Annotated in this window: 18 protein-coding genes; 7 read left to right on the forward strand and 11 right to left on the reverse strand. The window is 66.1% G+C overall.

Features of this window, described 5'->3' with window-relative positions:
• The first annotated feature begins 307 nt into the window (after positions 1–307).
• From VT84_RS07355 to VT84_RS07365, 3 genes are all read left to right on the forward strand, one after another.
• Entirely contained in the window at positions 308–1,465 is a 1,158-nt protein-coding gene (locus tag VT84_RS07355; RefSeq protein WP_052559258.1) for a TlpA family protein disulfide reductase, read from the forward strand.
• Positions 1,466–1,606: 141 nt separating this feature from the next.
• A complete protein-coding gene (locus VT84_RS40590; RefSeq protein WP_239465722.1) occupies positions 1,607–1,780 on the forward strand; it encodes a hypothetical protein in 174 nt (57 codons plus the stop codon).
• A 1,084-nt stretch (positions 1,781–2,864) separates the two neighbouring features.
• Positions 2,865–3,254 (forward strand): hypothetical protein, encoded by a 390-nt coding sequence (locus VT84_RS07365; protein ID WP_052559264.1) that lies wholly within the window; start codon positions 2,865–2,867, stop codon positions 3,252–3,254.
• 72 nt (positions 3,255–3,326) lie between these two features.
• On the opposite strand, the gene VT84_RS07370 is transcribed toward VT84_RS07365, so the two are convergent.
• Both VT84_RS07370 and VT84_RS07375 read right to left on the reverse strand, forming a co-directional pair.
• On the reverse strand, positions 3,327–4,205 hold the full coding sequence (locus tag VT84_RS07370; RefSeq protein WP_052559265.1) for a hypothetical protein: 879 nt from the start codon (positions 4,203–4,205) through the stop codon (positions 3,327–3,329).
• Positions 4,206–4,224: 19 nt separating this feature from the next.
• On the reverse strand, positions 4,225–5,160 hold the full coding sequence (locus VT84_RS07375) for a hypothetical protein (RefSeq protein WP_082839090.1): 936 nt from the start codon (positions 5,158–5,160) through the stop codon (positions 4,225–4,227).
• Positions 5,161–5,714: 554 nt separating this feature from the next.
• Here VT84_RS07375 and VT84_RS07380 point away from each other — a divergent pair.
• Entirely contained in the window at positions 5,715–5,927 is a 213-nt protein-coding gene (locus tag VT84_RS07380; RefSeq protein WP_052559270.1) for a hypothetical protein, read from the forward strand.
• 513 nt (positions 5,928–6,440) lie between these two features.
• On the opposite strand, the gene VT84_RS07385 is transcribed toward VT84_RS07380, so the two are convergent.
• The 4 genes from VT84_RS07385 to VT84_RS07400 form a co-directional block, all read right to left on the reverse strand.
• Complete coding sequence (locus tag VT84_RS07385) at positions 6,441–8,987, reverse strand: protein kinase domain-containing protein (RefSeq protein ID WP_082839091.1); 2,547 nt, start codon at positions 8,985–8,987, stop codon at positions 6,441–6,443.
• Between the two features lie 220 nt (positions 8,988–9,207).
• Positions 9,208–11,121, reverse strand: a complete 1,914-nt coding sequence (locus VT84_RS07390; RefSeq protein WP_052559274.1) for a hybrid sensor histidine kinase/response regulator — start codon at positions 11,119–11,121, stop codon at positions 9,208–9,210.
• Between the two features lie 28 nt (positions 11,122–11,149).
• Positions 11,150–15,088 carry a PAS domain S-box protein gene (locus VT84_RS07395; RefSeq protein WP_082839092.1) on the reverse strand — a complete coding sequence of 1,313 codons (3,939 nt, stop codon included), beginning with the start codon at positions 15,086–15,088 and terminating at the stop codon, positions 11,150–11,152.
• Positions 15,089–15,384: 296 nt separating this feature from the next.
• The gene (locus tag VT84_RS07400) at positions 15,385–15,882 is read right to left on the reverse strand and encodes a hypothetical protein (protein ID WP_052559280.1); all 498 of its coding nucleotides are present in this window, start codon (positions 15,880–15,882) and stop codon (positions 15,385–15,387) included.
• A gap of 547 nt (positions 15,883–16,429) precedes the next feature.
• Between VT84_RS07400 and VT84_RS07405 the strand changes: the two genes are divergently transcribed.
• Positions 16,430–19,159, forward strand: a complete 2,730-nt coding sequence (locus VT84_RS07405; RefSeq protein ID WP_082839093.1) for an MGH1-like glycoside hydrolase domain-containing protein — start codon at positions 16,430–16,432, stop codon at positions 19,157–19,159.
• 347 nt (positions 19,160–19,506) lie between these two features.
• Here VT84_RS07405 and VT84_RS07410 read toward each other — a convergent pair whose 3' ends face one another.
• The 4 genes from VT84_RS07410 to pfp form a co-directional block, all read right to left on the reverse strand.
• Positions 19,507–20,067, reverse strand: a complete 561-nt coding sequence (locus tag VT84_RS07410; RefSeq protein ID WP_162271633.1) for a response regulator — start codon at positions 20,065–20,067, stop codon at positions 19,507–19,509.
• A gap of 356 nt (positions 20,068–20,423) precedes the next feature.
• The gene (locus VT84_RS39510; RefSeq protein ID WP_162271534.1) at positions 20,424–20,750 is read right to left on the reverse strand and encodes a hypothetical protein; all 327 of its coding nucleotides are present in this window, start codon (positions 20,748–20,750) and stop codon (positions 20,424–20,426) included.
• Positions 20,713–21,186 carry a helix-turn-helix domain-containing protein gene (locus VT84_RS07420; RefSeq protein WP_082839095.1) on the reverse strand — a complete coding sequence of 158 codons (474 nt, stop codon included), beginning with the start codon at positions 21,184–21,186 and terminating at the stop codon, positions 20,713–20,715. Before VT84_RS07420 ends, VT84_RS39510 begins: the two co-directional genes overlap by 38 nt.
• 1,194 nt (positions 21,187–22,380) lie before the next feature.
• Complete coding sequence (gene pfp / locus VT84_RS07425; RefSeq protein WP_082839096.1) at positions 22,381–23,667, reverse strand: diphosphate--fructose-6-phosphate 1-phosphotransferase; 1,287 nt, start codon at positions 23,665–23,667, stop codon at positions 22,381–22,383.
• 156 nt (positions 23,668–23,823) lie between these two features.
• On the opposite strand from pfp, the gene VT84_RS07430 reads away from it, so the two are divergent.
• The gene (locus tag VT84_RS07430) at positions 23,824–24,585 is read left to right on the forward strand and encodes a sensor histidine kinase (protein WP_082839097.1); all 762 of its coding nucleotides are present in this window, start codon (positions 23,824–23,826) and stop codon (positions 24,583–24,585) included.
• A 263-nt stretch (positions 24,586–24,848) separates the two neighbouring features.
• Positions 24,849–25,289: an Hsp20/alpha crystallin family protein gene (locus VT84_RS07435; protein ID WP_052559297.1), complete on the forward strand. Its 441-nt coding sequence runs from the start codon at positions 24,849–24,851 to the stop codon at positions 25,287–25,289.
• Positions 25,290–25,376: 87 nt separating this feature from the next.
• Here VT84_RS07435 and VT84_RS07440 read toward each other — a convergent pair whose 3' ends face one another.
• The gene (locus VT84_RS07440) at positions 25,377–26,375 is read right to left on the reverse strand and encodes a hypothetical protein (RefSeq protein WP_082839098.1); all 999 of its coding nucleotides are present in this window, start codon (positions 26,373–26,375) and stop codon (positions 25,377–25,379) included.
• Between the last annotated feature and the right edge of the window lie 96 nt (positions 26,376–26,471).

The raw sequence follows: 26,471 nt of genomic DNA on the forward strand, positions 1-26,471 counted from the left end.
GGGCGTGGCCCGTCTCCACAACCCGGGGTTGAAACCCCGGGCTATTCCCGGTGACCCCCTTCGGGGTCCAAAAGGCATGGTGTTTCGGACGCCAACGGTATCACCGGGCTACTCCCGCTGGGCAACCTCGGGTGCGAACTTCTCAAATGAGGATTCTGATTTTAGACTTTATGACGCGAGGTGCTTCTGAGTGACGAATACCTGTTTCCCTTTGCTCGTCTAATACGTTGGCGTAAACTGAGTTGGTTCCCGAACGGCTCACGCGGGCCGTTTCGCTCGTATCCCCCTTCACCGTAAGGACGCCGCAATGCGCCTGCTTTGTGCCGCCGCGCTGTCCTTGTCCGTGGGCCTGTGGGTCGCCTACGCACAAGACAAGAAGCCGGCCGATGGGCCGAAGACCGACCGGGCCGAGAAGTTCGCCGCCCTCAAGAAGAAGTTCGAGGACGAGAACAAGGAACTCGCGACCCAGCTCTCGAAGGTCGAGAACCCCGGCGACGCGCGGGCGATTCAGGGCGAGATGAAGGAGCTCGTGCTCCTCACCGCGGGCAAGGCGTTCGAGATCGCGAAGGACGACCCGAAGGACGACGTCGGGTTCGATGCCGCCGCGTTCGTCGTGCAAATCGCGGGGCGCATCGGTGCGAACAACGAGGACGTGGACAAGGCGACCCAGATGATCGCCCTGCACCACGCGGCCAGCGCCAAGGTCCGGGACCTGCTCGTTCCCGCGATGCGCCTGGGCGAACCGGGCGACAAGCTCCTCAAGGCCGTCTCCGAGAAGGCCACCGACAAGGACACGAAGGGCGTCGCGACGTTCATCCGCGGGTACAAGATTGCGCAGGCGATTGAAGAAGAAGAGGACGAGAAGCAGATCGCGCTCATGGTGAAGGACGCGACCGCCATGCTGGAACTGGCCGCGAAGGAGGCCCCGAACGCGAAGATCAACCCGTCGGCCCCCAAGAGCCCCACGGTGGGCGACCTCGCAACCAAGGAGATCGAGAACCTGAAGGCCGTGACCTCGGTGGTCGTGGGCAAGGCCGCACCGGAAGTCGAATCGATGACCCTCGACGGCAAGAAGGTCAAGATCTCCGACTACAAGGGCAAGGTCGTCCTGTTCGACATCTGGGCCACGTGGTGCGGGCCGTGCAAGGCGATGATCCCGCACGAGCGCGACCTGGTGAAGAAGATGGAGGGCAAGCCGTTTGAGCTCATCAGCGTGAGCGCGGACAACAAGAAGGAAACGCTCGAAAAGTTTCTGGAAGGCGAGAAGATGCCGTGGACCCACTGGTGGGACAACGGCCCGGAAAGCCCGGTGCTGAAGAAGTACCGCGTGCGCGCGTTCCCCACGCTGTACGTGATCGATCACACCGGCGTGATCCGGCACAAGTGGGTCGGCAACCCGGGTAACGACAAGGTCGACGCGGCGATCGAGGAACTGGTGAAGGCCGCGATCAAGGCGAAGGGCTAATAGTGCCTTTGTAACGAGTTTCCCCAGCCAGTAGTTCCGAGAGATTTGGTAGTGCCGCACGGGAGTTCCTAAGCTCAATGTTCTCAGACACTTGAACGGGACGCTCCCACGCGACGTGGTTACTCTGCGGTCACCCCGACGGTGGTCCACGCACTGACGCGCCGGACCTTGGAACGGGTCCTCAATTGGACCGACTACAAGGGATCCGCCACCTGGGGCCAACTGATCGACGTGGTGCTGTTAGTGGCGGCCGCTACCCAGACCCTGTTCGTGGTGGCGACCCGGTACTTCCACTCCTCGCACGAGACTGTATGATCTGTCGTTCGTGCTGCCTTTTGATCTGGTGGCCAGCTCACGGCGGTTGGTCGATGCCCTTCATGACGTGGCCGCGTTCACCCGCCGGGATCGGAACCGCTGGTGGACGTGTGCCCTCGACGTGCACTACGTGCCGTTCTACGGGGACCACTCGACCCCGGGCACCATCGGCGCACCCAAGAAGGCCGGAACCTCGTTCTTCCGCAGGGTTTTGGCCTTTATCCAGGGCCAACGCATCTTAGTAAGCACCTGATCGCGCCTGGGTTGTGTTTCGTTTTTTAACGGCGCGGCGTTTCACGAGCGGGGGAGGGCGAACCCGTACTCGCGTATCGCACTTTTGCAATCTGATGATCGAGGTCGGCTACGGGTGACAGTTAAATAAAACAGCGCCGGATCAGCGACATATCTCGACCGCACCTCTGAGTACAATCACCTGTTCACTGGCGTATAATTGCTAAGCCGAAGCCGTGCAGATACTCCGGCGGCGACAAGACAATGACGCTTCGGGGGACGAGAGCGTCAGCCTGTTGTTAGCTCGGTTCGGGGGCGAAATGGAGGCCTTGAAGCCGTATTTAGCCGATGTTAGCAATTTGTGTGAGCACTACGCGGGTCGAATCTGCGATAACATATTGCACAGGCAATACTTGGGGATTGAAGCCGCGAGAAATTCTCGGCGCGGGCCGAAAGCGTTAGCGTTTGTTACCTCACCCGGATCTGTGGAGCGGTGGGTACGCGGCGCTGTGCTGGGTGCGAGTAAGTGTCCGGTGTTGAGAGGAAGAAGCAAGAGCCACGGATCACGCGAACCCTGGTTCCCGGTTTTAGTGACAATGCGGTGTCACTCCTAAAGGCGCGGCGCTCGCGCCTCGCCTCAATTGGCTCGATTTCTCGTGAGTCCGTGCGGCGAACGCTTGCTTTCCCCGTGCGCCGTCCCTACCATCATGCCCATATCACCACGGCAGTTCGGCGTGGGAGGTCACACGTAGCGGGCGCCCCGAGGACGACGGTGCCCGCGGGTCCGCGGTCGGGATCACCCGGCACCACGCACGGACGGCGGCCCCTCCCCGCACCAGGACGGAGGCGACGTATGGGGAGAAAAAAGGTGGACGCCTCCGCGGTTTCGCTCACCTCGCTCCGGGCGGCACGCCTGTACCGCCTGCTCACGCTGCTCCGCAGCGGTCCCCAAACGCGCGCGGCGCTCCTCCGGCGGCTCAAGCTCGACGTCCGCGGGTTCTACCGTGACCTCGAATCGCTCCGCGCGCTGGGCATCGAGGTGAACGTCGGCGACGACACCAAGTACACGCTGGTGGGCGAGGTGGACGACGCGCTCGCGAAGCTGCCGTTCCCCGACCCCGGGCTGAACGTGCGCGACGCGCTCCAGCTCTCGATCGGTAACTCCTCCGCGCACCGCAAGTTGAAGCAGCGGGTCAATTCGTTCCTGAACGGTCCGCGCGGCGGGCCGAACAAGCCGCGCTGAGCGATTGATGTGACAAAGCACAGCGGCCCCGGAACAGACCGGGGCCGCTGTGCTTTGTCACATCAATCGCGGTTACTTCTTCTTGAACTCCTTGCGCATGGTGCGGACGTTGTCCTGCACCACGAGCGGCAGTTTCGAGCGGAGCAGGTTCGCGCCGTCGAACCACCCGGTCGGCTCGGCGAACACGATGTGCTGTTCGACGAACAGCGCGCCGGCCGGTTCCGCGAGCTTGGTGATCTTCAGGTACATCGCGGCCCCGCCCCACGGGTTCGGGTTACCGACCTTCGTCTGCCCGCCGGTCTTCGTGATCGAGCGCCACTCGTTCGGGAACTCCTTGTCGTCGCGGAACCGGGGATCGACTTCCGCCGCGGCCAGGACCGACTCCCCGTTGCGGCTCCACATCGCGTGCCCGGTCGCCCGCAGGCGCACCTTCTCCAAGAAGTCGAACTCGATGGTCCCGTAACCCTCGCGCTTCTCGTCACCCTTCTTGATCTCGATGTTTCGCTTGGTGAGTTCGGCCGCGGGCAGCGGGCCGCCCTTACCCCCGCCGCTTGACTTGCCCGCGCCGATCAACTTGTCGAGGAACTTTTCGTCCTCCAACAGTTTGAAATCGCCGTACACGACGAACCACACGTCCACGGCCCGCGCCGGTGCGGTCTTGTCCGCCGGTTCGAGGTCGCGGATCTTCATCACCTGCGGCGCCACCACGGAGTCGCGGACAAATTCGTCGTAGTTGTAGTCGGTCCCGATCGCCGATTTGATGATCGCCTTCTGTTTGTCCGCGGTCAGCCCGTCGGCCATCGTCGGCGCCGGGAACTTGGCCTTCGCGTTCGGGCCGACCTCGAGTCCCGGGTCCATCAGGCGCTTGAACAACGGGTTCAGATCGTCGTGCTTGTCGCCCGCGGGTTGTGCGGGCGCGAGCGCCAGGGCCGCGAGAAGTATTGTGCTCATCGTGATTCTTCCTGAAACGTTAGGGGCGGGCCTCGGCCGTTAGCTTCCGCAAACCGGCTTCGAGCGCGCGGGCTTCGTCGGGGGTGAATTTGGTCCTCCCGACCAGTTCGCGCAGTTCGGGCGGGACCGCCATCTCTAACCGATACGGGGGCAGTTTGTCCACCGCGAACGACAGGTCCGACGGGATGTTCCCCTTAAATTCTTCGGGGTCGGGCACCAACTCCGCCGGGTCAATGCAGTTCGGCTCGATCCAAACCGCTCGTGTCAGATCGTTGCACTCGCCGCCGTCGCCTCCGAGGAGCCACAGTAACACATCCAGCGAACCCGTTTTCGTGTCCACGAGCAGCGCGTACCGGTACCGGATCGTCCGGTGTTTGTTCCCGCAACGGCTGATGACTGGCGTGTCGAGAAGTGCAAACGACGGACCGTGGACGGGGATGATCGCCTGTTTTTGAATGCGGTACCCGGTGTCCAGAACCTGTCGTTTGATCGCGTTCATATCGGCGCCGTGTTGCCCCGCCGTGGCCGTCGTGATGACGACATCGCGCCCGTTCACGTTCGTGCCCAGCCCCAGTCCGATCGCGCGGAGCCGGTACCGGGTTTGGTCCCCCTGGTGCTCCTGAACCACGTCCGCGGTGAACGCGGTGAACATCCACGCGACCATGCGCACGGTCAAGTCACGGCCGACGATCGGGAGACTCGGTACGTGCTCCACTTCGCTTGGGCGCACGCGCGGCAAACTCTTGATGACGAGGTGCGACCACCCCTTCGGCGCAGCGCGCTCGATCACCGTTCCTGGGGCAATGGTTTCGGGGGCGGACGCGGTCACATCGTACTCGTCCACCCACGCGGGCGTCACGGGGTTCGGGCGCAACAGACGTATGGCCGCGCCGACCGCGATCAGCGCGGCGAGCGCGACGATGGTGAGAGCTAGTAGCGCCTTCCGGACTCGCATGTTCCCCTCGCACCAAGTGCGAGATTGAAGATACTCACACGCCGCGAATCGAGAAGCGCCTTTCTATTCGTCGGTAAAGTTGACCCGTAATTCGCATCTTTCCTAGTTTCAAACCGGCTCGCTATTCGTGCGCGCTCGGCAATTGAAAATCGCGCGGTCGAAATTGGCCGCGACGCGGCAAGCTGCGTATTTTGAGCGTCACGACGGCCGGCCCGAACTAGCACGGAAATCGACCCGGGACCGAGAAAATTGTCAGTTCAGGATCGATCTGCGCTGGGTTCTGAGTGCCCGGTACCTGACTATTGCGAAACCAATTTTCATTCACGTCGGATCACATCCACCGCGATATTTCTGGTGAGATAAAAAGCCGTTGGTGGCGGGGGAAGAAATCTCTTTCCACCCGTGAACAATGCTTTGAGAAAACTCGTATTTAAACAGAAATTCCACTAGTCAAGGAATTTCGACTGCGACAGAATCACGTGTGAGTTGACTCGCTACCCGTCGGCTCACTCGCCAGATGAACTCTGGCACCCCCTCAATGCAGAAAGGTTTCCATGAGCTTCCGCGCCCGTCTGTCTGTGTTCGCCCTCGAACAGCGCGAAAACCCGAGCGTGTCCGTTCTCGATCCGATCGGTATCGAAACGCCGCCCCTGACCGAGCCGGTGCCGCCGCCCGCGCCGACGACCCCGGTCGTTGTCGCCCCGACGCCCCCGACCGATCCGCTGCTCGGCACCAACCCGATTTACCAGATCCCGCTCGTCCCGTGATGTGAACCCGCGCGGGCGCGCGGAACCGCTCCTCCCATCCGGGCGGTACGACGGGCCTGAAACGCGAACGGCCCCGACCAGAGGATCTGGTCGGGGCCGTTTCTTTTAGTTGAGTTTTAGTTGAGTTCGAGCGGGGTTACTTGACGAGGCGGTTGGCCGCGTAGCTGATTCCCTCGAACTCCTTGGATTTGCGCACGGGTTCGAGGTCGGGGTCTCGCGCCAACCCCGGGAGGTTGCTGTACCCGTCGCGAACGGCCTGGCGCAAGAACTCCAGTGCCTTCGCCTTGTCTTCCGGGTTCGTCGCGGAGGTCAGCGAGTACACGCACGCGGCCTGGTAGCTCACCTCGGCGTCGTCGGACAGGAGCAGGGCTTGCTCGACCTCTTTGTGCGCGCCGTCGCGATCCTTGAGGCGGGCGAGGAGGACCGCCCGGCCCGAGCGCCCGAGCGCGAACTCCGGGTAGAACTCGACCACCCGCGTCGCGACCTTGAGCGCCCCGCGCGGATCCTTCTCTTTCAAGCGGTCGGCCAAAACGTGGGCCTGGTTCTGGAGCGCGACCAGGGACCGCGGGTTGAATTCCTCGGCGCTGCGGAAGTCCGCGAGCGCGCTCGTCGGGTCCTCAATGACGCGCACCGTTCCGCGGACCAGGAAGTCCATTTCGGTCGTCGCGGTGAGTTTGCCGGCGGCCTCGCGGTCCGCCTTCGCGCCCAACGGGTCGCGCCCGTCCCGCGCCGCGGCGCGGAGCAAGTGAATGTGGAGCGGGACGCGCCGCGCTCGAGGGCGCACGTGTAGTCCTTGTCCGCGGCCTCCAGTTGCGCGCGGGCGGCGGCGGCCCGGCCGGGGCGCGCCTCGTCGGTTCTGGCGAGCCGGTAGCGCGTCAACCCGCGTGCGCGGTACGCCTCGGCGTAGCCCGGGTCGAGGTCGATCGCCTTCGTGAACTCGGCCTCCGCGAGCGCCGGCTTCTTGCACAGGCCGTAGATCGCCCCGCGCTGGAGCGCCGGGCGCGGGTCCTTGGGGAGCAGCACGCGGGCCACGTCGTAGCGCTCCAGCGCCCGCGTGTACTGGCCGAGCTGCTGGCGGCAGTACGCGAGGCAGAACTGCGCCGCGCCGTGGGCCGGTTGGTCGGCGATCGCGCGGTCGAGGAGCGGGACCGCGGTGGCGTAGCGCCCGCTCATCAGCGCGAACGCGGCCTCAATGAATTCCGTGCGCGCGCCGGGCGCTTTTGCGGGGTTGGGGGCCTCGAACACTTCACCGACTGCCGGTGCGATGAGCGCCGCTTGCCGGTCGAGAGCGGCCGGGGCCGCGCTCGCGCCGAAGCACGCTTGGGCCGCGCGGTTCAGCTTCCACGCTTGGGCCGCGCGCTCGCGGCGCTCCGATTCCGGGCGCGTCTCGAAGCCCTGCCACCGGGCCTGGGCCAACAGGAGCAGCAGTTCGCCCAGGTCCGCGGTCAGGGCGCCGCGCTCGGTCTCGGTGAGCCGGCTCACTTCGGGGCGCTTCTGCCAGTCCGGGTCGCCGGGCAGCCCGTAGGCCGCGAGCAGTTCCCCGGCCCGCTTCTCGCCGCGCTCGTGGGTGGTTTTGTCGCCGTACAGGATCAGGTCGATGCGCACCGTGTCGAGCGCGGCGCGCGTGACGCGGGCCTGCTCCACGGCGCCGACCCGGGCCGTGGCCTCCGCGCGCTGGTGGAGGATGCCGCCCAGCCCGAGTGCCAGCCCGATGAGCCCCGCGGCCATCAGGCGCACGGTCAGCCCCGGGTTGCGCCGGCGCCACTTTCCGAGGCGCTCGGTGACCGAGGTCTCACGGGCGTACCGGAGCGGTTGGTCGTTCAGGTGGCGCTCGAGGTCGGTCCGGAGCTGCTCGGCGCTCTGGTACCGGTCTTCGGGTTCGGCGGCGAGCAGCTTCCGCACGATGGCCTCGACCGCGGGCGTCACCGCCGGGTTCAGCGGGCGCAGCGCGGGCGGTCCCTGGCGCCGGAGCGCGACCTGGCCGTCGATGTCGCGCAGCCCCTTCGGGGTCGGGGGGAACGGCACCGATCCCGTGAGCATCTCGAACGCCATCGCGCCGAGCGCGTACAGGTCGGTGCGCTGGTCGAGGGCGCCGGCGCCGCGGTTCCGCATGTCGAGCAGTTGCTCGATCGCCATGTACGGCATCGTCCCGCCGACGAGTTCGCGGTCCGGGCGGGCGGCGTCGAACGACAGGTTGAAGTCGAGGAGCATCGGCTCGCCGGTGTCGGCGAGGAGCACGTTGGCGGGCTTCAGGTCGAGGTGCAGGATGCCGCGCTCGTGGGCGTGCGCGAGGCCCTCGGCGAGTTGCACGAGCGCCTGCACAACGGTCCGCGGGTCGCCCACGATGGGCGGCGGGTCCGCGGAGTCCCAGGTCCAAACGGGCACCCGCGGGGCGCCCGAGCGCCCGTCGGAGGCCGGGACCGATTTGCTGTCCGTGGTCAGCGTCGTGCGCGCGCCGCGCGCCACCGTGCTCCGGCGCCCGGCCACCCGCGAGGGATCGGACCGGTACACCCGGAGCAGGTCCGCGATCGTGACCTTGCCCAGGAACGGCATGCAGAGCACCTGCACGGGGCCGTCGGTGTGGACCGAGTACACGGGCACGATGTTCGTGTGCTGGAGCCGGGCGAGGCGCTCGGCCTCGTGCGTCGGGCGCAGCGTGACTTTGAGCGCGACGGGCCGGTTCGCGAGGCTCTCCTGGTGCGCGAGGTACACTCGCGCGAACGCCCCGCGCCCGAGTTCCCCAACAAGTTTGAACCCGAGCACCGTGTCCCCGACACGCGGGGGCCGGCGTGCCCCCGGGAACATGGACTCACCGTCGTCGTCCCATTCCGAGCTCCAGTCGGAGCCCGAAAGGTTCGCGATCCCGAGCGGCGCGTTTGATAGTGGGGCGAGGCGCCCGCGCGGCGGGGGGGTCACCACCGGGAACGCCTCGGCCGGCGCCGGCAGGGCCGCGGGAACCCGCATCGTCGGCTGGTCCTCCGCCCCGGGCGCGGGGCGCGCGGGTTCCGGGGCGGGCACGAACCTCGGGTCGTTGCTCGGAAAGACCGTCGTGGGATGCACGGGCAACTCGGGCGAAACAGTATGGGCGGCGGCCGGATTTTCACCGACCGGAACGACCCGCGCCGGGGGCACGGGTTGTAACGAATACACTGCCGTACTTGCCCTGTAGAACGGAACCGCCCGGCTGTTGGGGGAAGATGGGCAATTTCCGTAAAATTTTCTTTCGTGAGAAATGAAAAACGCCCCGTCGTTGCGCTCGGGGCCAAATTCGCGCGGCGCGTTAGACCGCGGGCCGGTCGAGCACCTCGCGCACGAGGCGCGTGAGCACTTCGGCCGTGAAGGGCTTGTGAAGGAACACCGCGGTCGATTCCGCGAGCCCGCGCTCGACGAGCGCGTCCTCGGTGTACCCGGACACGAACATCACCTTGATCCCCGGGCGCAACGGGACAACGGCCTGAGCCAGTTCGCCGCCGCTCATCCCCGGCATCACCACGTCCGTGAGGAGCATGTGGATCGGCCCGGCGTGCGCGCGGGCCAGTCCCAGGGCTTCCGGTCCCGAAGAGGCGTCGAGGACCGCGTACCCCTTTTGCGCCAGGAGCATCGTAATGACGCGCCGCACCCCGGCGTCGTCGTCCGTGACCAGGATCGTTTCGGACCCGCGGTCCGTCTGCGGCCCGCCCTCCGCGGCCCGGGGATCGGGGAGCGGCTCGGACACCGGGAGGTACACGCTGAACGTGGTCCCGCGCCCGGGGGCGCTGACGACCCCGACGTCGCCCCCGGTCTGGCTCACGATACCGTACACAGTTGAGAGCCCTAAGCCCGTTCCTTGATTGCCTTTAGTGGTGAAGAACGGCTCGAAGATCTTGCCCTTCACCTCGTCGGTCATGCCCGAACCGGTGTCGGTCATTTCGAGCACCGCGTAGCGCCCTGGTTTCAGCCCCGGGATCGGCGGCACGGCCCCGTCGTCGAGGCGCAGGTCCGAGGTGCGAACCGTGAGCCGGCCCCCGCGCGGCATCGCGTCGCGGGCGTTCAGCGCCAGGTTCATCAGCACCTGGGTGATCTGTGTCGGGTCGGCCATCACCGACCCGAGGAACGGGTCGGCCTCGGTCGCGAACTCGATGTGGCTGCCGATGAGCCGGCGCACCATGCCGGCGGTGTCGCGCACCACGGCGTTCAGGTTGAGCGCGCACGGGAGCAGGATCTGCTTGCGGCTGAACGCGAGGATCTGCCGGGTGAGGGCCGCGGCCCGGTCGCTGGCCGCCTTCACCTCCTGGAGGTGCTCGCGGACCTCGCTCGGGGGCAGGATGCCGGAGAGGATCAGCTCGCTGAACCCGCCGATCACGGTCATGATGTTGTTGAAGTCGTGGGCGATCCCGCCCGCGAGCCGGCCCACGGCCTCCATCTTCTGGGCCTGCCGGAGGTGCTCTTCGAGGCGCTTGCGCTCGGTCACGTCGCGGAACACCAGAACGGCCCCGGCGAGGCGCCCGTTGGCGTCGCTGATCGGGGCCGCGCTGTCGTCGATCGGCACCTCCCCGCCCGCGCGCTGGAGGAGCAGGGTGCCCTCGGCGATCGCGGCCGGCTGCCGGGTCCGCAGGGCCTCGAGCGCGGGGTTCGTGACCAGCGCGCGGGTGCGGTCGGAGACGATCGGGAACACTTCCTCGACCGGGCGCCCCTGGGCGTCGACCGCGGCCCACCCGGTCAGTTGTTCGGCCAGCCCGTTCATGAACCGGACGCGCCCGCCCTCGTCGATCGCGATCAGCCCGTCCCCGATGCTCCCGAGCGTGGCCGCGAGCCAGCGCTCGTTATCGCGCAGCCGGCGCTCCATCTCGTGCTTGTACAGGGCCATTTCGATCGCGGTCTGCAGGTCGCGGTCCTCGTAGGGCTTGAGGACGTACCCGTAGGGCTCGGTGATCTTGGCCCGGCGCAGCGTTTCGGGGTCCGAGTTGGCCGTCAGGTACACGACCGGCAGGTCGAGCTGGCCGCGGACGCGCGCCGCGGCCTCGATCCCGTCCATGTCCCCTTCGAGGCGGATGTCCATGAGCACGATGCTCGGGCGCAGGTCCGTCGCCTTGCGCACGGCGTCGGCCCCGGTCGCGGCGAGCCCGGCGATCGAGTACCCCATGCTCGTCAGGCGCTTCTGGATGCCCAGAGCGATGATGCGCTCGTCCTCGACGATCAGTACGCTGGTTGGCATGTGCCCCTCTGCTGACGTGCCTGACCGCTTACCCGCGGGCCGGGAACCGGATCGTGAACCGCGTTCCCCCGGTCCCGTTCAGGGTGATTTCCCCACCGAGCTGGTCGACCAACGTGTTTGCGAGTTGAAGGCCGAACGAGGTCGACTGCCGGAAATCGAACCCGGGCGGCAACCCCACGCCGTCGTCGGCGACGGTGAGGACGTTCGTACCGGGTTCCGCGCGCACTAAGGATACCTCGATCATACCACCTTCCCGGCCCGCGAAAGCGTACTTTAAACAATTCGAGACCAGTTCGTTGATCAGCAGCCCGCACGGGATCGCGATGTCCAGTGGTACGGGCGGGACCGTGACCGACACGGTCAGCCGGATCGCCTCGTCGTCGGCCCGGTACGCCCGGAACAAATCTTCTGCCAAGTTCAAGACATACGTCCCGAACTCGACGCTGGCGAGGTTCTCGGACCGGTACAGGCGCTCGTGGATCAGGGCCATCGACCGGACGCGCCCGCGGCTCTCGCGGAACGCGGCCAGGGCCTCGGGGTCGGTGATCCCGTCCGCCTGGAGGTCGAGGAGCGTCGAGATGATCTGCAAGTTGTTCTTCACCCGGTGGTGGATCTCCTTGAGCATCACCTCTTTTTCGTGGACCGACGCGAGCAACCGGGCCTCGGCCCGTTTCCGTTCCGTGATGTCCTGGATCTGGGAGATGAAGTACAGCGGCTCCCCGCGCGCGTCGCGCACCAGCGAGACCGCGAGCAGCACGTCGATGACGTGCCCGGACTTGTGGAAGTAGCGCTTCTCCATCTGGTACGACGCTAACTCGCCGCGGAGTACTTGTTCGACCAGGGCGAGGTCCGCCCCGAGGTCGTCCGGGTGCGTGATCGTCTGGAAATCGATGGTGAGGAGCTCGGCTTCCGAGTACCCGACCAGCGCGCACACGGACTGGTTCACCTTGAGCCAGCGCCCTTCCGGGGAGACCAGGGCCACCCCGATGGGCGCGGCATCGAACGCGCTGCGGAACCGCTCCTCGCTCTCGCGCAGCGCTTCGGCGGCCCGGATGCGGTCCGTGATGACCTGTGTGTAGAACACGAGCCCGCCGATCTCGCCCCCGGCCTTGCGCCAGGGCCGGGCCTCCCACTGGAGCCACTCGATGTTTCCGTCGTCCCGCGGGAACGGGTCCTCGGAGCACATCTCGACGGCCCCCTCGAGGACGCGCCGGTGGATCCTCTTCCAGCGCTCCGGGATGTCCGGGAACACCTCGTAGTGTGAGCGCCCGATGACGTTCTGCCCGGTGAGGTGGTAGTCGGTCAGCCACCGGTCGCTGGCCTGCACGTACCGCATCTCGGTGTCGAGCATGGCGATGGCGGCCGGGGCGTGCTTGATGAACTGGCGCAGCAGCATGTCGGCCGCTTCCAGGGCGTCGGCCGAGCGCTTGATCGCGGTGATGTCGCGCCCCTCGGGGATGAGCAGGGTCACAGTCCCGTTCTCGTCGTGGAACGGTTTGAGCGAGAAATCGACCCACAGCAGTTCGCCGTTCGCGGCGCGGTGCGTGGTTACGAACCGCACCGTTTCCCCGCGGTTGGCCCGGGCGATCGCGTCCCGCAGACGGTCCTGTTGGACCGGGTCGTGGGTCCACCAGGGCGTTTCCCAGAACGGCTTCCCCAGAACCTCGTCTTCGGACAACCCGGCCGCGGCCAGGGCGGTCCGGTTCGCCTCGATGACGGTGCCGTCGGCCGTCATCAGCCCGATGAACTGGAACGTCTGGTCGAAGATCGCCCGGAACCGCTTCTCGCTCTCGCGCAGCGCGCGCGCGGCGGTCCGCGCGTCCGACACGTTGCGGATCGCGATCACCCCGCCCTCGACCCCGTTGGGACCGAGGATCGGGCGCCCGGTGACGCTGATGGGGATCCCGTCCGGGTGCGCGTTACTGACGGTCATCAGCTCCACGTCGTCGCACGACTCGCCGCGCATGGCCAGGAAGATCGGGAGCCGGTCCGGGGGGCACGGCGCGCTCCCGTCGGGCAGGTACACCCCGTTGACGCGGGCGCGCTCGATGGGCGAGAGGTGCTCGGTCGGCTCCGGGTGCAGTTGCCGGAACGCCCGGTTCTGCATCAGGAACTTGCCGTTCTTATCGACCACGAGCACGGCCTCGCCCAAACTGTCGAGGACGGTCTGGAGGAGCTGTTTCTGCTCGCGGAGCGCCCCGACCGCGCGCTGCAACTGGGTCGCGCGCGCCTCGGCGATCGCGGTGCGCTCGGCGACCCGCTGTTCGAGTTCGGCGTTCAGCCGGCGCACCTCGTCCTGGGCGAGCTTCTGCTCGGTGACGTCCACCGAGAACCCGATGAGCCCGGTGACGCGCCCGGTCGCGTCGCGGTAGGGGAGCTTGGACGTCTGGAGCCACCGGGTGCCGGCGAGCGTGTAGAGCGGCTCGATGACCCCGCGCACCTCGCGGGCCTCGGTCATGATCGCCTCGTCGTCCCGGCGGTACTGCTCCGCGTGCGGGGAGCCGATCTCGGCGTCCGTGCGCCCCTCCAGGGCCTCGCGCGGGAGCCCGACGAGCCGGACCAGTTCGTTGTTCACCCGCACCAGGCGGTGGTCCCGGTCCTTGTGGAAAATGAGGGCCGGGACGGTGTCGAGGATCAGTTGCAGGTCGGCGCGCTGCCGGACCAGTTCGGCCTGCGCGCGCTTCAGCTCGTCGATGTCCGTCGACGTCCCGATCCGGCCGGCCGGCGCCCCGTCGGGCCCGACTACCGCCACGGACCGCACGAGGAACCAGCGGTACTCCCCGCCGCGAACCGGGCGCATCCGGAACTCGCTCTGGAACACGGCCCCGGCCCGGCGCGCGTCCGCGTGCGCGCCTAGTAAGCGCTTCAGATCGTCGGGGTGGACCACCCGGGCCAGGTCGTCGGGGGCCGCCCCGGTCAGCCCGGTGTACTCGGTCCACTGCTGGTTCAGGTACGAGACGGCTCCGTCCGGGGTGGTCCCCCAAACGATTTGGGGGATGGCCTCGGCGAGGTTCCGGAGCTGCGCCTCGCTCGCGCGCAGCGCGGCCTCGATGTCGGCGCGCTCGCGGAGCACGGCGCACAGCACCAGGGAGGTGACGACCGCCACGGCGAGGAACACGTCGAGCAGCAGCAGGGACTCGTACACGTCCGCGCGCACGAACGGCCCGGTCCCGCGGACCGTGCCCCAGACCGCGAACGCCGCGATCACCACGACCGTCAGGGCCGCGCCGCGCGGCCCGAACCGGACCGACGCCCACACCAGAAACGGCAGGCTCAGGTACGCGAGCGGGCTGGCGCGCGCGCCCGTGTGCTCCCAACCGCCGAACGCCAGTACGCTGGCGCCCAGGAGCAGCGCGAACATGCCGACCGCTTCGCCCGCGCCCGGGCGGTTCGCCCCGGGCGCCCGGGGCCGTCCCCAGGTCAGGAGCACAGGTGCGACCACCAGTACGCCGACCGCGTCGCCCAGCCACCACGTCCACCACAGTGTGCCGAACGCCCCCCAGGGGGCCAACCCGCTCGTACACAGCGCGGTCACCCCGATCGTGGCCGCGATCAGGCACGCGCCGGGCACGAGTGCCACGAAGCGGAACACGTGGCGGGCGCGGTCCAGGGGCGGTACCGCGCCGGCGGCCCGGCGCACGAGTTGCGCCCCCGCGAGGGCTTGAAGGGTTGATCCCGATGCGATCGCGATCGCGGCGCCGAGATGCGCGCCGAACGCCCCGGCTCCCACGGGAGTAAAGGCGTCCCACACGTTGGCCAGGACCGCGCCGAGCCAGATCCCGGGCCACACGCGGGGGCCGAAAATGAGTACGGCCGCGAACGCGATCCCCGACGGGGGCCAGATCGCCGTCACCTTGTGGTCCGGCGGGAGCCCCAGGGCCAGACCCATCCGGGCGGTCGCGGCGTACACCAGTGCCAGCCCGGGCACGACGGCCCACCGGCGCCAGCGCGAGTGTCGTGATTCCATCGTGCGTTCCGGTTGCCGTGCGGGTCGGGAGAGGGCGCGCCCGGGCGCGCCGGACCGGTACCATCATTAATTTATGGTAGAACCAAAATTGATCCGACGCACTGATTATTATGTGAGGAGAGAGCCGCGCTCGGCGGGTCCGGTCGGAAGGGGACGTGTTGAGGTTAATCGCAGCCAGCGCCATCGTTTGCGCCGTTCCAACGGAACGGCACGAGGCCCGCGGAGCGATTGAGTAACTCAGTTGATTGTTAGAAGGGCACCAATTCGCGCGACACGGTATTTGTTGGTGCCGACCGTCACTCGGTTCGGTTCCCGGCATTCTGGGCGAAGTCGATACCGATCCCGCTCGCCATTTCGCGCTCGGGGACGGATTCGAGGTCGCCGAGCGCCTTGAGTTTTGTGGCCGTGTCCCGGCTCAAAACGTCCAGCAGGTCGAGCGTCTCCGCTGGGAGGACGCCTTCGCCCTCGATCCGGACCAGTTGGAGCCCGTTCAGGAAGTTGTTGACGATGTCGTGAACGGTCCGCATGGTCGCTTTCAGCACCCGGAGTCGCTCGGTTTCAAGTTCGCGCTCCCGGCGCAACCGGCCCGCGGCCACTGTGCGGTCCAACCCGAAGGCGCCAACCAGCAAAACCAGAGCCAAACCGAGGTCATCGAACTTGTGAACCGGGCGCGTTTCTTCCGCGAAAAATTCCAGGTGTACGACGTCGGTGCCCGTCGCGAGCATGAACAGCCCCGCGGCCCCACTGAACAGGAGCGCCGCTCCTGTAAACGGGAACGTTTGAATCACATTCATGCCGCGTTCCGTGTGTCGGACCGGTAACCGTACCCGGGCGAAAACGTCTCGGACCTCCGGCCCGCGACCGTGGAGATTATTATCGTCGCTAGATCATCAAGGGCGGCCCCTCGATCGAACTCATCGCCGTACCAAGCATAGGTTGGCAACTTCGCGTGGGGAATCAATCGAGAGCGGTTTTTGTTTCGCGTCTGATTCGCGGCGCCTCGAAATTGAGGCCACGGGGCAATCCGGTGCGCGCAAGACCTGTCGGAAACTCGCTTTTCGGCTCGAAAAAAGCCTTTGACAAATTCTGTTAGGTCGGCGAGATTGATGGCATCACGTGATCCGTTCCGGCGCCCCTCACACACCACGCGATCTCGCGCGGCGGTCGACAGTTCCCTTTGATGGCGTGTGACTGACGTAACTCGCGCTGGAATGGCGCTCACCTCGATAGCGCTCGTGCGGTGCGGTCCGTGCGGGCTTTCGTGGGAGGAACCCGTGTACCCGTCCACCGATAACACGCGGCGCGTCGCGCGCCGCCCATCTCGGACCGAGCGGAGGGACCATGAACGCGGAAGCGGCGAGACTTGAAGAAGCGCGAGCGGGGGCGCCCTGGCGCAAGTGGGGGCCGTATTTGAGCGAGCGGCAGTGGGGAACTGTACGCGAGGATTACAGCGCGTCCGGCAACGCCTGGGACTATTTCAGCCACGACCAGGCCCGGTCCCGGGCCTACCGCCGCGGCGAGGACGGACTGGCCGGGATCTCGGACGACAAGCAGCACTTGTGTTTCGCGCTGGCACTGTGGAACGGCGCCGATCCTATTATCAAGGAGCGCCTGTTCGGGCTGACCAACAGCGAGGGGAACCACGGCGAGGACGTCAAGGAGTACTACTACTACCTCGACAGCACGCCGACGCACTCGTATATGCGGTACCTCTACAAGTACCCGCAGGGCGCGTACCCCTATTCCGACATCGTCGACACCAACCGAAGGCGCGGGCGCACCGAGCCGGAGTACGAGCTGATCGACACCGGGGCGTTCGCGAACAACCGGTACTTCGACGTGTTCGTTGAGTACGCGAAGGCCGCGCCGGAAGACGTACTCGTCCGCGTCACGGTCGCCAACCGGGGGACCGAGGCCGCCACGCTCCACGTACTCCCGACGCTCTGGTTCCGCAACATCTGGTCGTGGGGCGCGGCCCCGGCGCCCAAGCCCGCGCTGCACGAGGTCGACGGCCCGCGCGGGCTGCGGACGGTGGTCGCGGCCCACGAGGAACTGGGGCCGCGCTGGTTCTACTGCGACGGCGAACCGGAGCTGCTCTTCACCGAGAACGAGACCAACAACGAGCGCGTGTTCGGCTCCCCCAGCGCGTCCCCGTTCGTCAAGGACGCGATCGACCGGTACCTCGTTCACGGCGAGCGCGCCGCGGTGAATCCGGCGCGCACCGGGACCAAGGTCGCGGCCCACTACACGATCACGGTGCCCCCCGGCGGGCAAACCGTGATCCGGCTGCGCCTGTCCGATACGCCCCCCGGGAGCGCGCAAGTGCCCTTCGGCTCCGCGGCCGACGCCGCTTTCGGCGCGCGCGCGCGAGAAGCGGACGAGTTCTACGCCAAAGTCCTCCCGCGCGCCGCGACCGCGGACGAGGCCGCGGTCGCGCGCCAGGCGCTGGCCGGTATGCTCTGGTCCAAGCAGTTCTACTCCTTTAACGTTCACAACTGGCTGGTCGAGCGCGGGGTCGATCCCATGCGCCAGCGCCCCATCGCGCAGCGGAACCGGGACTGGTTCCACATGGCCAACGCCCACGTCATCTCCATGCCCGATAAGTGGGAGTACCCGTGGTACGCGGCGTGGGACCTTGCGTTCCACTGCGTGCCGCTGGCTATGGTCGACAGCGACTTCGCCAAGCAGCAACTCGACCTGATGCTGAGCGCGGCGTACCTGCACCCGAACGGCCAGTTGCCGGCCTACGAGTGGAACTTCAGCGACGTGAACCCGCCGGTCCACGCCTGGGCCGCGCTGTACGTGTACCGCATCGAACAGGCCCAGCGCGGCGAGGGGGACCGGGCGTTCCTGGCGCGGATGTTCTCCAAGCTGATGCTCAACTTCACCTGGTGGGTGAACCGCAAGGACCGGTTCGGGCACAACGTGTTCGAGGGCGGGTTCCTCGGGCTGGACAACATCGGGGTCTTCGACCGCAGCGCGCCGCTCCCCGGGGGCGGGTACCTCGAACAGGCCGACGGCACCGCGTGGATGGCGATGTTCTGCCAGAACATGTTTGAGATCGGGGTCGAGTTGGCCGCGCACGACCCCGAGTACGACGAGCTGACGACGAAGTTCGTCGAGCACTTCCTCTGGATCGCCAACGCCCTCAACCGCGTGGGCGACGACGGGATGTGGGACGAAGAGGACGGGTTCTACTACGACGTGCTCCGGTTCCCGGACGGGCGCTCGGAGCGGTTAAAGGTGCGCTCCCTGGTGGGGCTGCTCCCGCTGGCCGCGACGTGCGTGATCGAACCGCAGCAGCGCGAGCACGTGCCGCGCATGCTCGCGTACATGGCCGAGCGCGTGCGCGTGATGCCGCACCTGGTGCGCGGGGCGCACCCGCTCGGCGCGGAGAACCGCGGGTGCGGGGACCGCGGGCTCGCGGCACTGGTCGGCCCCGAGCGCCTGCGCCGCATCCTGAGTCGCGTGCTGGACGAAAACGAGTTCCTCGGGCCTTACGGGTTGCGGAGCATCTCGCGCTACCACCTCGATCACCCGTACTCGGTGACCGTCGAGGGGCAGGAGTACCGTGTCGCGTACCTCCCGGCCGAGTCCGATTCGGGGATGTTCGGCGGCAACTCGAACTGGCGCGGGCCGGTCTGGTTCCCCATCAACATCCTGATCGTGCGCTCGCTCCTCCACTTCTATCTCTACTACGGCGACACGTTCCGGGTGGAGTGCCCGACGGGTTCGGGCGTGGAGATGAACCTGTTCGAGGTCGCGCGGGAGATTTCGACCCGACTCAACGCGATCTTCCTGAAGGACGCTTCCGGGCGCCGACCGGTCTTCGGCGCCGCGGAGAAGTTCCAGGCGGACCCGCACTTCCGCGACCACCTGCTCTTTTACGAGTACTTCCACGGCGACAACGGGGCCGGGATCGGCGCGAGCCACCAAACCGGGTGGACGGGGTTGGTGGCCAAAACGATCGAACTGTTCCGCACGCTCGACGCCGAGAAGCTCCTCGACACCGGGCGCAGCGGGGCTTACGCACCAGCGGGTTGTAACGGAGTGCCCGCACCGAACGGGTAGCGCAGCATTGAATTGGTGGAGTTGATCTTTGGTTTGGTGGCACAGGCCTCTGGCCTGTGTGAGCGCCTCCACAGGCCTCTGGCCTGTGCCACGAACACAAAACACGCGCTTTCACGCGGCAAAGCGGTGACGGCCGAAGTGTTGGGGCCGTCGAACCCGAGTTGGCCTCGTTTGTTTGTCTTCTGTAGCCGGCCTCTGCGAGGCCGGGATGTCCTGTGTTTGTGGCTCACCGGCCTCGCAGAGGCCGGCTACAGAAGACAAACAATCAGCACGGTTTGGTGCGAACCATTAATTCGGCGCTGGTGCAGAATTGAGACACGAGCGGTGTGTGGAAATGCGGCGCGCGCTCAGGATTTCTTGGAGTCGCGCTCGTCTTTGAGTTCCTTCACTTCGCGCTTCAGTTCCTTGACGTCCTGTTTGACCTCCCTCACCTCTTCCTTGACTTCTCTCAAAAGCTCTTTGGTTTGTCCGGCTAGTTCGACGTTCTGTTGAGCCAGTTCTTGCGTCTGGGTCGCGAGTTTCTTGATTTCCTCGATCATGGTTAACACCTCCAACAGTTCTTGTGTGTCGCTCGCCTTGGTGATTTGGTGATCGAACCCCGCGCCCGCGGCCCGGTGTACGTGCCCCGCGTCGGAGAACGCGGACAGTGCGACCAGTTTCGTCTCGGCCAGGGCAGGGTCCGCGCGAACGGCCCGCGCGAGCGCGTAGCCGTCGAGTTCCGGCATCTGGATGTCCGAGATCACGCAGTCTGGAACCCACTCGCGCGCGACGCGCAGCCCGTGGGAACCGTCGTAGGCGGCCCGAACCTCGTACCGGCGCAGTTCGAGGAGCATGGCCAGGGTGTCGGCCGCGTCCCGGTTGTCGTCTACGACCAGAACCCGGAGTGCGGCCGGGCGAAGCGTATCCACGATGACCTCGGCGGCGACAACGAACTCGTTCACGAAGAATAGTGAATAACCTGGGCGCCCGGCTCCGCCTAGTCCGAGTAACGCGCCGGGACCAATTATGGCAAGTGAGCCGGTGCGGGGCGTCGCCCGTAACCGTCCCGCACCGGTCACCGCCGACATACTGCTTTAGCAAGTCGCGTGCCGTATTAGGCCACAGGGCTCCCGCCCTGTGCTACGAACGCATTGGAAGTGCTAATCTTCGCACCGCGAGGGACCGTGGTGCACCAACGCTGTAGTTGGTGATTTTTATTTTCGCCCCGGAGGGGCCGACTGACGTAGCACAGGGCGGATGCCCTGTGAATCTTTGTGACCTCACGTCACGGCGTCAGGTCGCCGTCCAGAGGGAAATCGAAGACGTTGTCGGTCTTGGCCACGACGTCGGCCGTGAGGCGGGACGTTTCCGGCGAGAAGTATTTCTTCGGGATCAGTGGTTTGCCCGGCATCCGGAGCGTTTCCGCCGCGGCCTCGGCTTTAGCCAAGTGTTCCGGGAGCGGCGGGGACGGACCGGTCAGCGAGATCGCCACGCGGCACCGACCGACCGGGGGCCGGGCCCGCCCCCCCGTGTATCCCAGATCCCCGCGCACCGACGCCGTCCGGGACGATTCATCAGCCGGGACCGGTCCGACCGCTTGATGTCCGCTCACCACCCGGATACCGAATCGGACACGTACACAATCCGCCCGGACTCTTCGTCCGCGGTGAGTTTTCAGGGCGTGGGCGCTCTTCGTGCCCGAGTCGCGCGCCTGCTGGCTGGGCCCGCGGCTCGAACGAATCGATGACGCCCGGCGGCGCGGGGTACCCGGGGGCCGGCATTCGCATGGTGCCCCGCCCGGCCTTGGCCAGCACCGGCGCGCATCGGTTCCGAACCCGGCTGGCGGTCGAGTCGGACACTCCGAATAAGAACCCGAGGGCCTCGTTGGTCGGGTACTGGCGCAACCAGATGACGGTTCGGAGCACCTGATCGGTGAGCGACAGGTCGAAGTCGTCGCCACCGCCGACGGCCCGTTTCCGGTTCGGCCGATCGAGTGCACTTGTAGTGCGCGGCTTCGACGGCCGGAACGACCTGTGTGGCCAACTCATCGAATGCGGCAACCGCCAGACCGGTCAGGTGACCGAACACGGACGGTTGCTTTCGCAGGTTGTCGAGACGCGCGATCGTAATGAGGGATCACCAAACGGAGATTCGTCCCGGCATCCTACGAAACGACAGCTATCGTGAATACGGTCTGATGACTGTCCTGCAGAGGCGTGAGGCATTCCGGTAACAAAACGGGGGCTCATCATTGATCGGGTGAAGTCGCCGGAACATGATCCGAATCATGGCCAGTTGGATCATGGCGCGGCTCGAGCGGGTGCTTTTCTCCCGGTCCACGGTCAGACGCACCACCGCTTGGGCCACGCGAACGTGCATTCCACAACCCGCTGCCGGGGCAACTTCACCACTCCTTCGTTCCTTCCGGCCGGCTTACCGCCGCGATCTCGTACCCGGTGCTCTGGGCCACCCGCGTACAAACTGTGGTTGTGGTACTTGTTGTCCACCTACAACAGCCGCAGTCGCAATTGAGTGCTCGTGACCTCACCCACACGACCGTGACTGTGATCCCGTCGTCACCGCGGCCACGAGCCGGCCTATCGCGTCCACGACGACCGCGTGCCGCTTGCGCGCATTGACCTTCTTGTTGGGCGTCGTATCTGCGCGCCTCGCCGCTCTCGGTTGGGCGCGGTGACCTTGGGCTTCGATCACGCGGTCGAATATCTGCGAAGCTGGCCCGCGCGTTACACCCGACCGACGAAGAGGGCGCGCAGAGCCGGACTGTGGCGCGGGCGCGTGACTCCGGGATGAAGGCAGTGAGGTCTTGATCGCGGTGCTAGTAAGAATGGGCGTGGCCCAATCGCAAAGGGGTGCCCGCGGTTCGTGCGGAAGTGTCGGGGCTACTTCGGCAATCAGGCGCGTCGAATGGATTACCCCGTCTAGAGGTCAACAGCGGGTGCACCGGCTCGGGTACCGTGGCGCGTACAAGACGGTCGTTGGCCAACGGCTCAAGGGTTGGAGGATGCGGTGGAGCGAAGGCGGGCACACGCACTCTGCCACGTCCGCGCGCTGCACCGCAGCGAACTGGGCCAGTGGACCGACTTCTGGAGACGGGCCACGGCTGCTTGACGCAAACGTCCACAAGGGACACGGTCGGGTCTCGACCCGCACCCTGACGGCCCCCGCCCTGGCCCAAAAGCCCGTGCGACCGGCCCTTGCGGGCGGGGTTCACCGAAGCGATGTCACTTCACCAGGTACCCGAAGCGGTCGCGGAACTGAGCCGGGGTCATCTTCACTACCGCGGCGAGGCGCTCGATGCGGCTCGCGTCGTCGAAATCACTCTGTTCCAGCCGGATCATGTAGCGGCGGGCGACCTCGTAGTTCTCGCCGGTGATGTCCACCAGCCGCGCCCGCATCTTCTTCGTGGCCGGGTCGATCATCTCCTGGAACGGGCACGGAACCATGTTCCCGCCCACGAACGTGATGACCACGCCGTTCTTCTCCGCCGCCGGCGACAGCAGGAACTTCACCGCCCCGTACCCGAGGTTGCGGGTGTACTCCGCGTCGAACGGGATCGGGTCGGCACACCGCAGTTCGTAGCCCAGGTCCTTGTCCACCATGTCGAACTTCAGACCCAGATCCTTGAGCCGGCTCGCGATCGTGGTGCGGATCATGCGCCCGAACTCGATCTCGCCCAACCGCAGGTGCCCGAAGGCGTCGAGTTCGATGTTCCCGAACTTGCCCGGGTTTTTCTCCATCAGTTGGCGCAGGCGCTCCTCGCCGATCTCTTCGAGGAGCCCCTCGGCCAGCACCGCGACGCCGTAGCCCTTGCCCTGCGCCTTGCGCTTAATCATCGAGCCGATGACCACGTCGCAGATGAGTTCGAGCGAGACGTCCTTGCCCTTCAGCTCTTCGGCGATCAGCGTCACGGTGGCGGCCGACGCCTTGCCGATGCCGAGCGCCAGGTGCCCGGCGGCGCGGCCCATGCTCACCAGGATGTACCACCGCGTGGTGGTCTTCGCGTCCTCGTGCAGGTTCCGCGCGACCTGCACGCCGTAGTGCCGGGCGGTCTCGAACCCGAACGTGGGGATGCCCGGGGGCAGCGGCAGGTCGTTGTCGATCGTCTTGGGCACGTGCGCGACCTTGATCGCGCCCTTCGCGTGCGCGTACACCTGCGACCCGCTGTACGCGGTGTCGTCGCCGCCGATCGTGACCAGGTACTTGATGCCGAGCTTGTTCAGCCCGTCGAGCACGGCCGCCATGTGGTCCGGGTTCTTCGCCGGGTTGGTGCGGCTCGTGCCGAGCAGCGCGCCGCCGCGCTGGTAGTAGGGCGCGACGTCCGGGATCGTGAGCGGGCGCACCTGGGAAATATCGCCGGCCGCGAGGTTCTTGAACCCGTCGCGGATGCCGACGACCTCGAGCCCGCGGTTGATGGCCTCGATCGTGACCGAACTGATTACGCCGTTAATACCGGGCGCCGGGCCGCCGCCGACCACGATACCGAGCTTACCGCGAGTGGAATCCGCCATGATGGGGTCCAAGTTATGGAGACCGGAATGACCCGGAGTACGGGGGACAAGGAGAGGCCGGGCCGACACGGAATAGGATTGGAATCCGCGGGGCGTTTTCAAGGGCGCCCCCGCCCCCGCCGGTGCGTAGATTAAGTGATCAGAGGAGGCCCCGCCATGAACGATCCCGCGGTCCTCGACACCCCCGCCGTCCCGTGCGAAAACACCTGCGCCGATCCCGCGCCGGGCGCGGCCGAGGCGACCGGCATCGCGGAACTCGCGGCCGGGTTCATCCACGAGATCAAGAACCACATCGGAACGCTCTCGCTGAACCTGCAACTGCTCGCCGAGGACTTCGAGCGCGCCGAGACCCCGCGCGAGCGCCGCGCGCTCGACCGCGTGTCGCGGCTCTCGGGCGAGTGCCGCAAGCTGCTCGACCTGTCGAACGACTTCCTCCGGTTCGCGCACCTGCGGGAGTTGCACATGCGCCCGGTCGAACTTGAGGAGGTCGTGTCGCGCATGATCGACTTCCTCGGGCCGACCGCGACCCCACGCGGGGTCGAGATCAAGTGGTTCTCGGACCCCGACCTGCCACTCGTGTGCCTCGACTGTGACCTCTTCGAGCAGGGGTTACTGAACCTCATGCTGAACGCAGAGCAGGCGATGCCCGAGGGCGGTACGCTCACGCTCATCGGGCGCACGGACGGGGGGCGGGTGCTACTCGACGTGATCGATACGGGCGTCGGGATCGATCCGGGATCAATGGCGAAGGTGTTCCGCCCGTTCCACACCACAAAACCGGACGGGAACGGGCTGGGCCTCGCGACCACGCGCAAAATTGTCGTCGCCCACGGCGGAACGATCGAAGTACAGAGCGCCCCCGGCCGCGGAACGAAGTTCACCATCGCACTTCCGACCGCACCGGGGCCGCAAAGCTGACAGTCTGACAGTTCGTGCGCGCCGGTTACTTGCGTTCTGTTCGCTCACAGTCTCGTCGCAACTCGGCAATTTTTCTGCGATTCCGCCGCGCATAGCCGTCCAGTTCGTGGTGACGGAGCGAATTGGCACGCGGGTTGAGTATTCAAATTTCGCTGTCCCGCGGAGAAAAGGATCGAATCCTTTCCCGTGCGCCACACTCGAATCTAGTGCTCCGGGAAACACGCTCCGCGAGATCCTTAACCACTTTAACTCGAGGCCCAACTATGACCCGTAACCGCCGAAACCCGCTCGGGGTGTTCCTGCACGAAGTGACCGCCGCGGGGGACGAGTTCGCCGCGCTCTGCACCCGGCTCGCCGGCCAAGACGCGCCCGCTGCGACCTTCCCGATCAACGTTTGGCAGGACGAAAATGCCGTCTTCGTGGAAGGCGACCTGCCCGGTGTCGACCGCGCAAGTTTGGACGTGACTGTAACCGGCGGCGACACCCTGACGATCCGCGCCGAGCGCCCCGCCGCGACCCCGGCCGAAGGTACGGCGTGGTTGCGACGCGAACGCGCGATCGGCAAGTTCTCCCGCATTCTCAACCTCTCAACGCTCGTAGACGCCGAGAAAGTCGAAGCGAGCTACGTCAACGGTGTCCTGAAAGTCACGCTGCCGAAAGTCGCCGCGGTCAAGCCCCGCACGGTGCCGATCAAGGCCGAGTAAGCGATGCTTGAGACGAACGGCCGGCGAACCGCTGGCTTGTCGGACACTTAAGTACAATGAGAGGAACGGAGCACACGGCTCCGTTCCTCACTTCTTTTCCTGGGTGAACGTGTAGGTGATGCTCCACTTCGTATCTTCGCCCGGCTTCAGGTCGATCGCCATGTAGGGTTCCGGGCAGATGGTCGTAACGATGCCCCAGACGTTAAACTTGGCGAACGGGTAACTGTGCCCGACCGCGATCGAAACACCGCTCGGTTCGTGGCGCATATCGAATTGGCGGTCCGCTTTTGCTTGCGGATCGAACCCGGTGAGGCCCGCCATCACAAAGTCCGAGTTCGGAATCTTGGCTTTGAAGTGGAACTCTTTGTTCTTCAGTTCCACCAGATCGGCGAACTTGCCCTTTAACTCTTTCGCCTTCGGCTCCCACGGGAACGCGAACGAGTAATTCGGCCCGACCGCGTCCCCGTCCACGTTGAAGAAATTGTGGTTGTAGAAGTCCGTTGTGATCCGCTTCTCGCCGATGTTCTCCAGTGCGTACTCCAGGGTAATCACGGTGCCTTTTTTGTCGGAGACGAACAGCGTTTTGGTGAAGCGGTATCCGTAACCGTTCGCTTTCTGCTCCCCCACCCATTTGTGCATCAACAACCCGTCCACAACGGGTTCGCTCCGCTTCCATTCGAGCGGCTTCACGATCTTGTACTTGTTCGCGAAGCTGTACTGTGCCTCAATAGGCTTCTCCAACACCCCCACCCCGATCTTGAGAAACGTCTCGCCGACCTTCGCGTCGTCGTAACCGAGAGCCTTCTCGATACCGAACTCGTCGCACGGACCGACAATGTCGTCGTGATTGGTCGGGTCGTGCGAGCCCTTCCAGGGGCCGAAAATCTTGTGACCCGCGAATTCGACGTGACCGAACACCCCGGCGTGGTCGAACCGCGTCCCGCGGTAGAACCCGCGTGTTGCATCTGCCTCATACAGTGTGAACTTCAAATCGTCATTTTTCAGGACGATGTGCGGGGGATCGGCCGCCGCAACGCTCGATACGAACAGCGAGAGCGATACGAGCGCGGCAAATGTCCGGCGCATTGGGAATCCTCCGAAGTGGGACCGCGAGTGTACCGCGCCCGTCGCTACTGTACACCTGCCTTTCGGCCCGCCGGCGCTTACTCTATACAGTCTGAC

This window comes from Gemmata sp. SH-PL17, from assembly GCF_001610855.1.
In the GTDB taxonomy this organism is placed as follows: Bacteria; Planctomycetota; Planctomycetia; order Gemmatales; family Gemmataceae; genus Gemmata; species Gemmata massiliana.

Coding starts and splice junctions, on each gene's coding strand:
- VT84_RS07405 (WP_082839093.1), top strand. CDS start 16,430: ATGAACGCGGAAGCGGCGAGACTTGAAGAAGCGCGAGCGGGGGCGCCC.
- VT84_RS07440 (WP_082839098.1), bottom strand. CDS start 26,375: ATGCGCCGGACATTTGCCGCGCTCGTATCGCTCTCGCTGTTCGTATCG.
- VT84_RS07390 (WP_052559274.1), bottom strand. CDS start 11,121: ATGCCAACCAGCGTACTGATCGTCGAGGACGAGCGCATCATCGCTCTG.
- VT84_RS07355 (WP_052559258.1), top strand. CDS start 308: ATGCGCCTGCTTTGTGCCGCCGCGCTGTCCTTGTCCGTGGGCCTGTGG.
- VT84_RS07420 (WP_082839095.1), bottom strand. CDS start 21,186: ATGAGTTGGCCACACAGGTCGTTCCGGCCGTCGAAGCCGCGCACTACA.
- VT84_RS07435 (WP_052559297.1), top strand. CDS start 24,849: ATGACCCGTAACCGCCGAAACCCGCTCGGGGTGTTCCTGCACGAAGTG.
- pfp (WP_082839096.1), bottom strand. CDS start 23,667: ATGGCGGATTCCACTCGCGGTAAGCTCGGTATCGTGGTCGGCGGCGGC.
- VT84_RS07375 (WP_082839090.1), bottom strand. CDS start 5,160: ATGCGAGTCCGGAAGGCGCTACTAGCTCTCACCATCGTCGCGCTCGCC.
- VT84_RS07395 (WP_082839092.1), bottom strand. CDS start 15,088: ATGGAATCACGACACTCGCGCTGGCGCCGGTGGGCCGTCGTGCCCGGG.
- VT84_RS07400 (WP_052559280.1), bottom strand. CDS start 15,882: ATGAATGTGATTCAAACGTTCCCGTTTACAGGAGCGGCGCTCCTGTTC.
- VT84_RS07380 (WP_052559270.1), top strand. CDS start 5,715: ATGAGCTTCCGCGCCCGTCTGTCTGTGTTCGCCCTCGAACAGCGCGAA.
- VT84_RS07430 (WP_082839097.1), top strand. CDS start 23,824: ATGAACGATCCCGCGGTCCTCGACACCCCCGCCGTCCCGTGCGAAAAC.
- VT84_RS07365 (WP_052559264.1), top strand. CDS start 2,865: ATGGGGAGAAAAAAGGTGGACGCCTCCGCGGTTTCGCTCACCTCGCTC.
- VT84_RS07370 (WP_052559265.1), bottom strand. CDS start 4,205: ATGAGCACAATACTTCTCGCGGCCCTGGCGCTCGCGCCCGCACAACCC.